Origin of the sequence: Leyella stercorea DSM 18206, from assembly GCF_000235885.1 — a bacterium.
GTDB classification, from domain to species: Bacteria; Bacteroidota; Bacteroidia; order Bacteroidales; family Bacteroidaceae; genus Prevotella; species Prevotella stercorea.
The window spans coordinates 36,668-44,247 of record NZ_JH379465.1 but is presented as its reverse complement, the minus strand read 5'-3'; the positions used below and the strand labels follow the sequence as shown (position 1 = coordinate 44,247).

The window sequence follows — 7,580 nt, the reverse complement described above, 5'->3', positions numbered from 1 at the left end:
AGAGCTAAAACTGCTTTAACTTTTACGTGCCACCTTCCGGCGCAGAATATTTGCATTGGTAGCCATCGAAATGAAAAAAGGTGAACCGTTGGTTCACCTTTTTATATTTGTAAAAGTTAATAAGCATTACTTCAGTTCCATAATCTGCTTTGCAGTCTCATCATCAGGACGTACCTCAAGCAGCTTAGCAGCCCACTGCTTTGCGTCGGCTACCTTGTCGTTCTGTATGTAATGAACAGCAAGATACTGATAAGCAGTGCCAAGCTTCTTCAAGTCGGCAGCTGTCTTCTCCGGCAGCGACTCGATCTTCTCAGCAAGCTTCTTGTAGTAAGGCATAGCCAAGCCAACCTTCAGATCAGGGTTGATAGCGTGGAACACGTTAGCCTGCTTGAAGAGAGCGTAAACAGCAGCGTAGTCGTACTTCTCTGCGATAGTGCCATAGATGTCTGCAGCCTTCTGCAAAGCAGCCTTTTTAGCAGCCTCGTCGGCAGCAGCCTCTGACTGCTCAAGATAGATGTCAGCGAAGTTGTCGTACTCCTTGTATGTGCACTCCTCACCCTTAGCAGCGAGGTATGCCTCGTAAGCAGCTACTGACTCGTCGAACTTCTTTGCCTTGAGGTAAGCATCAGAGATGAGTTTGTTCACTTCCTTGTTCTCAGGAGCAACCTCTGGGATATGCTTGTAAGCTTTGATAGCATCGTCTATACGACCTACGTTCAGCAAAGCGTCAGCGTAGTAGGTGTAGTCGTTTGCTGTGTACTTAACAGTGTCGGTAGCAGCGAAAAGCTTGTCACCATACTCAACGGCTGTTGGGTAGTTCTTCTGCTTGTCAGAAGCGTAGAGCACAACGCGGTTGAATGAACCGTAGTAAGGATACTTCTGAATACCCTTCTGCGCTAGGCTTACTGCCTTGTCGTACTCCTCAAGAGCGTACGCTGTGAGAGCATAGTCGAAGAGGATATAGTCCTCGATGGTTGTCGGGTCAGCCACCTTGTCGTAGTGAGACATAGCCGACTTCAACTGACCATTGCGTGAGTACATACGACCTGCAGCAGCATCTACAGGATAGTCGGGCTTCACAGTGCGGAGTTTCTCAAGCATAGCGACAGCTCCGTCTGGGTCTACCTTCTGGTACACTGTAGCATATCTTACGTATGATGTCGGGTTAGCCGGCTCATAGTATGTACCCTGCTCATAGTAGCCAGCAGCCTTACCGCCGTCGTCCTGTGCAGAAGCGATATCGCCGAGGAGGATGTAGCCCTCAGCGCTCTTGCCGTTAGCCTTGATTGCAAGGTTAGCTATCTCTTCTGCCATCTGGTAGTTCTTAGCCTCAAGGAAAGCACGACCAAGAGCTGCGATAGCTGTAGCGTCCTTCTTGTAAGTCTTCTTGAAAGCCTTTACCTGATCCTTAGTAGCGATAGCGTCGCCCTTAGCATCTACAATCACTTTTGTGATGGCGTCGATATCAGCCTGTGATGTCTGCGCCATTGCTGGTACTGACAAGCCTGCGAGGAGCAGTCCAGCTACGAGGTATTTCATTGTTTTCATAGTTCTGTATAATTTGAATGTTAATATTCTGTTTATTTCATTGACGTACGACTACCGCTCTTGGTTTAAAGCGTGGGGGTGCGTATTAGCATACGTTTACGTTAATTAGCACAGCACAACTATTGGTTGTGTACCTGCACGTCGCGTATGGTTATCTCGCCACGTGTGGGGAGCAGACCTGCCTTAAAGAGGATGAGCTGACCCTTCGGCGACTCGATGAAGTGGGCAAAGCCCCAAGGCAGTCCGCGCTTCGGGTCGTTAAGCAACGCCCATATTGTGCGAACGAATGGATAACGTCCGTTGAGGAGCCACGCCTGATATGGTTTCCATGAGTTATATGGTGTGGCTTTATCGAGTTTCGATACCGACATCACGCGTATTGCCTTGTTCCATGTGGTATTGGTTGAGTCGCGCTTGTCGTTGAGCCAGTTGCTACCGATAACGCCGATGGCATTCGGGGTGGATGCTACGTAGTCGATAACGTCCTTACTGTCCTTTGCTGCGAACACGTTCGGACTGTCGATTGGCTTTCCGCCGAGGATTGAGTCGCAACAGTAGTTCACGGCACTCGACTTACGATTGTCGAAGCACACCCAAATCTCGCCGAGTTTTGAGCCTGGGTTCACTTCGCTCCACTTGGTTTTCTTGCCTAAGAGTATCGCCTTGATATCGTTGACGGTGATACATGAGTCGAGGTTCTGATTGTTACAGATGAGTGCCATGCCGTCGTAGGCGAGACGCACTGCTTCGGGCAGCATATTCAAGCCGTCCTTCACGTATGTGTACTCCTTCGGAGTGAAATTGCGTGCGGTGATCGTGAGCCATGTCTTCTGCTGGAGGAGCATGTTGATGCCGTCAATCTCGTTGGTATAGATAGGCTTGAGCTTGGTGTTCGGGCATTGCATGTGATAGACTTCTACGAGTTCGTCGATTATCGGACTGAAGCTCTCGTCACACGCGAAGCTTATCTCACCTTGCGTAGTGGTATCGGTTCTACCGTCCTTACGTTTCTTTTCGCCACCACAAGACATCATTACAAGCGTCATTGCAAGCAGTGCGAGTATAGAGATGTTCTTAAAATTCGTTTTCATAGTTGTATATAAACAAATAGTTTAACACAATAATATATATAATGTATAGAATAACATTCGCTTTAAGTGGACCACATGTGGGTCGTGGGGTGTGTCTGGCTACGTGTGCCGCAAAGGTGGTTAGGGGTATATTGGTTGCCGATTGCATCGGAATACGATTCAAGTATATTGCCGATTGCGTCGGAATGCTTATTCAAGGTGCTAATGTTCGACAAACAAATGTTTATTTAAGCTACAACCATCCATGAGTTCCGGCATAAAGCCGAAGCTACGTGGATGGTTGTTATTGCTAATCTTACTGTCTAAGCATGTAAGATGTTCGTATGCGTCAAGATTACTGGAGGCGGAATGCTACCGGCACCTGATACTTAACACGCACAGCTGAACCATTCTGCTTACCAGGAGTCCAGCGTGGCATGCTCTTAACCACGCGCATAGCCTCACGGTCGAGTGACGGGTCAACACCACGCAATATGCGTACATCGGTGATAGAACCATCGCGTTCAACAACGAAGCCTACAACAACACGACCCTGTACGCCGTTCTCGGCAGCTACTGTCGGATAGTGGATGTTGTTAGCGAGGTAGCTCATAAGTGCAGCGTCGCCACCAGGGAACATAGGCATCTGCTCTACGACTGTGAAGACCTTGGTTTCCTCAACATGCTTCGGAGGCTCCGGAGCTGCGATATCTTCCTTGGCCTTGAGTACAGCGCCACCGACCTCGTCGTTACCCTCTACTGTGAAGGCACCGACAGCCTTGTCGCTCTTCTGTACCTCGTCGAGCTTAATCTCGTCCTCTTCCTTAACCTCTTCGTCCTTCTTGATGACAGGAGCGGTGAACTTAACAGAAGACTTAACCTGCTCTACGACCTTTTCAGGCTCTTGTCTGATTACTTCCTTCTTCTCAACCTTAGCCTCTTTCTTCTTTTCAGTCTGAAGTTTTGCGAGCTCCACTGCTTGAGTGTTCTCAACTTTCTTATTAGCCTCAGCCATTTTCTGAAGCTGAAGTCCGAGATAGAGAAGTGCTGCAGCAAGGCCTACGATTAACAAAGCCCAAACGTTACGCTTGGCAGTGCCTTTGCGCAACTTATAGGCTCCATATGCCTGGTTTCTGCCCTCAAACACGAGGTCAGTCCATTCATTGGATATCAAATCTATTTTTGACATTTCTTCGTCCTTTCTTTAATTATTAGTCATTTACTTGACACCTCTTGAGCTCAGAAGCTTAGCATCCTGCTCATTGATCTTGTCAATGACATAAGTACCAATACTGCAGATAGTCATTTCGTCCAAAGCATCAACCATGTTCTTGTATGAAGCCTCGTCAGTACACTTGATGATGATGGTCATTGTCGGCACCTTGCCAGTCTCGAGCTCACCCTTCTTAATCTTAGTCAGCTCAGCGTCATACACTGCCTCTGGATAAGCAGCTGGGTTAGCGAGCTTCTTCTTGTCAAGAGCGTCCTTAGCCATCATAATGTCCTTAACAGGCTGCGAGCCGTCTTCGGTGATGTGGTTGAAGAGCACCGAGCGGATACCCTTCTGACCCCATGTTGTTTCCTTCAGACAGGTCGGGTCATCATACTTAGGCAGACCGTCAACGTGGTAGATCTTATCGTTACCACACACGTAGATAGTGACAGTCTGTGATGCCTTAGCAGCGTTACGATCCTTATCAGAGATATTCTCGTCGTTCGAAGGCATGGTTAAGTTCATAGTCTGAGGCTTAGCCAAAGATGTACAGAGCATGAAGAACGTGATAAGAAGCATCATCATGTCCACCATCGGCGTGAAGTCCACGCGGGTCTGCATCTTTTTCTGTCTGCTTGCTTTTTTCTTTGCCATGTCTTAGTCCTCCGAATTAGATTTAAGCGCGGTAATGAGATAGTAGCGGTTCTCGCTCATGTCCTGGAGCTCCGACATCATCTTCTTGATGGTCTTGTACGGAGTGCCTGCGTCCGCCTTGATGGCGAGCTTCATTTCCGAGCCGTTGTTATCGCGAGCCATCTTCACCCAATCCTGGAACTGGCTCATCTTACCGTCCACGCTATCAGTAGGGATACCCTTTGTAGCCTGGTATTCATTCAATTTTTCCTCCAAGTTCAGTGCAGATGCAAGGTCTTGCATCTCGACGCCGATAGAGGCAGCACTGCGGGCAGTTTCCATCTGTCCCTTAGTGAGCTGCACGCCATACTGGTCTGCCATGCCCTGAACGAGTTCGCCCATTCTCTTTGGATTATCCATTCCAACGAAGATACGGCCGTCCTTATCGCAGAGGATTGTCAAGACATTTGTCTCCGGCACCTTTACTTCAGATACCGAGCCCGGAGTAATGACCTTCACTGCTTCGTTCTTCACGAATGTTGATGTCAACATGAAGAAGGTGAGCAAGAGGACCATCACGTCGGACATAGGAGTCATATCTATCCAAACATCCGCTTTCTTAACTTTTACTTTACCCATAATGATAAATGTTTTAAAGGGTTAGTAAAATTAAGCCTCGTCTGCGTGGTTTGCTTCGTATGTCTTAGCAATAGTGTAACCTACTTCGTCAAGAGCGTATGTCAGCTTGTCAATCTTGTTTGAATAGTAGTTATATGAGACTACGGCTACCCATGATGTCAAAATACCAGATGCGGTATTAACGAGGGCCTCAGAGATACCTTCAGAAAGCTGGAGTGAGTCACCACCACCACCTGAAGCAAGAGCAGCAAATGAACGGATCATACCAACCACAGTACCGAAAAGAGCGGTAAGAGTACCGAGTGTAACGATAGTTGCGATGATAGGCATGTTCATCTGAAGTGTAGGCATCTCGAGCTGTGTAGCCTCCTCGTGAGCCTGCTGGATCTTAGAAACCTTAGCAGCACGCTTGAGGTTTGTAGTTGCCTCCATCTCCTTGTAAGCTGCGATAGAAGCGCCAACAACGTTAGCTACGCTACCCTGCTGCTTGTCGCAAAGCTCCTGTGCCTTAGCCATATCACCTGCTGTGATAGCCTTCTTTACAGAAACAACGAACTTACCGAGTGAGCTCTTACCGAAAGCTGTACGGAGAGCGAAGAAGCGCTCGATAGAGAGAGCGATTACAGAGAAGAGAAGAGTGATGATCACAGGAACGACAACACCACCTTTGTAGACTGTACCCATGAGGTTACCGTCCTTAACCGGCTGTGTCGGATCACCGTTTACGAAGTGCTCAGGTGCACCAAGGATGTACTTGAAGAAAAGCACTGCGAGTACAAAACATACAAGGATGATAAAGAACGCATTTTTAACACCCTGGAATCCTGAAGACTTCTTCGGATTCGCTTTAGCTTGTGTAGTTGCCATAATTTTTTGTAAAGTTTAATAAGTTATTAAATGGTTAATAAAAAAATTCATTTTTATGTTAGCACTATTTCAAATAGTATTAGTGGTTTCTTGCCTATATCCACTCTCTATGCTATATCAGCATGGCAAAGTTAGCAAATAATGGCAAATAATCACCCTATTGTCATAGCTTTAACATTTTTTTATTTGAGTTTTGCCAGTGTCTCTTTAATACGGCGCATTGCTTCGCGAATATTATCGTCACTGGTGGCGTAACTCATGCGGAAACATTCGGGGTCGCCGAAGGCGTCACCGCCTACTGTTGCCACGTGTCCTTCTTCGAGCAGGAACATGGCAAGGTCGGTCGAGTTGTTGATGGTCTTGCCCTTGTAGCACTTGCCGTAGAAACCTGAGCACTTGGGGAAGAGATAGAATGCACCCTGAGGGCAGTTCACCTCGAGTCCGGGTATCTCCTTTGCCAACTTCACGATGAGGTCGCGGCGGCGTTCAAAGGCTTTACGCATTGTCTCAACGCACTCCTGCGATGTGGTGTATGCTGCTTCTGCTGCCTTCTGGCTTACTGAGCACGGACCGCTTGTATATTGTCCCTGCAGTTTGTTGCAGCCTTTGACAATCCACTCGGGTGCTGCAATGAAGCCGATACGCCAGCCTGTCATGGCGTATGCTTTCGACACGCCGTTGACGATGATTGTGCGCTCCTTCATGCCGGGGAACTGAGCGATACTCTCGTGCTTGCCTACGTAGTTGATATGTTCGTATATCTCGTCGGCAAGTACGAACAGGTCGTCGTGACGCTTGATGACCTCTGCCAGTGCTTCAAGCTCGTCCTTTGTATAAACGCTGCCGGTTGGGTTGCTTGGCGAGCAGAGTATGAGCATACGTGTCTTCGGTGTGATAGCTGCCTCAAGTTGCTCGGGAGTCATCTTGAAGTTCTGCTCGAAACCTGCGTTCACAATGACCGGCGTACCACCTGCCAGCTTCACCATCTGCGGATAGCTCACCCAGTAAGGAGCCGGAATTATCACTTCTTCTCCGTCGTTGACGAGTGCCATCACTGTGTTGCAGACGCTCTGCTTGGCTCCGCTCGATACGAGTATCTCGCTTGTTGTGTAGTCGAGATTGTTTTCGTTCTTCAGTTTTGCCACGATAGCCTTACGCAGATCCATGTATCCCGGAACTGGCGAATAGCGTGAGAAGTTTTCGTCGACAGCCTTCTTTGCAGCCTCTTTAATGTGGTCGGGTGTGTTGAAGTCGGGCTCACCAACACTCATGTTGATTACGTCTATGCCCTGTGCCTTCATCTCGCCGCTCTTCTGCGACATTGCAAGTGTCTGTGACGGAGCGAGACGATTGAGTCGATTTGATAATTCTGCCATTATTATAAATATGTATAGTTATAATTTCTTGCAAAATTATAAAGAAATTCTGAGTTTGGCGAATAAAATAAAGAGGAATTAAAAGTAAAACTACAAAATGCAATGAGATTTTGTTCTTTTTTAAACATCCAGAGTCGTGGAAGTATGCATTGGACGGCGGACGCAACCTGATTGGATGGCGGACGCAACCTGATTGGACGGCGGACGCAACCAGATTGGACGGCGGACGCAATC

The 7,580-nt window shown here is 47.8% G+C and carries 7 protein-coding genes; all 7 read right to left on the bottom strand.

Annotated features, from left to right (window positions below; translation table 11 throughout):
* Positions 1-126 precede the first annotated feature (126 nt).
* The 7 genes from HMPREF0673_RS11530 to HMPREF0673_RS11500 all read right to left on the bottom strand — a co-directional run bounded on the left by HMPREF0673_RS11530 (position 127) and on the right by HMPREF0673_RS11500 (position 7,346).
* On the bottom strand, positions 127-1,548 hold the full coding sequence (locus HMPREF0673_RS11530; RefSeq protein ID WP_007902628.1) for a tetratricopeptide repeat protein: 1,422 nt from the start codon (positions 1,546-1,548) through the stop codon (positions 127-129).
* 119 nt (positions 1,549-1,667) lie between these two features.
* Positions 1,668-2,639, bottom strand: a complete 972-nt coding sequence (locus HMPREF0673_RS11525; protein ID WP_007902626.1) for a PstS family phosphate ABC transporter substrate-binding protein — start codon at positions 2,637-2,639, stop codon at positions 1,668-1,670.
* A 334-nt stretch (positions 2,640-2,973) separates the two neighbouring features.
* Positions 2,974-3,807: an energy transducer TonB gene (locus tag HMPREF0673_RS11520; protein WP_007902624.1), complete on the bottom strand. Its 834-nt coding sequence runs from the start codon at positions 3,805-3,807 to the stop codon at positions 2,974-2,976.
* Between the two features lie 30 nt (positions 3,808-3,837).
* The gene (locus HMPREF0673_RS11515; RefSeq protein ID WP_007902622.1) at positions 3,838-4,485 is read right to left on the bottom strand and encodes an ExbD/TolR family protein; all 648 of its coding nucleotides are present in this window, start codon (positions 4,483-4,485) and stop codon (positions 3,838-3,840) included.
* A 3-nt stretch (positions 4,486-4,488) separates the two neighbouring features.
* Complete coding sequence (locus HMPREF0673_RS11510; RefSeq protein ID WP_007902621.1) at positions 4,489-5,103, bottom strand: ExbD/TolR family protein; 615 nt, start codon at positions 5,101-5,103, stop codon at positions 4,489-4,491.
* Between the two features lie 30 nt (positions 5,104-5,133).
* Positions 5,134-5,970 (bottom strand): MotA/TolQ/ExbB proton channel family protein, encoded by an 837-nt coding sequence (locus tag HMPREF0673_RS11505; protein WP_007902619.1) that lies wholly within the window; start codon positions 5,968-5,970, stop codon positions 5,134-5,136.
* Between the two features lie 182 nt (positions 5,971-6,152).
* Positions 6,153-7,346 carry a pyridoxal phosphate-dependent aminotransferase gene (locus HMPREF0673_RS11500; RefSeq protein WP_040596931.1) on the bottom strand — a complete coding sequence of 398 codons (1,194 nt, stop codon included), beginning with the start codon at positions 7,344-7,346 and terminating at the stop codon, positions 6,153-6,155.
* Between the last annotated feature and the right edge of the window lie 234 nt (positions 7,347-7,580).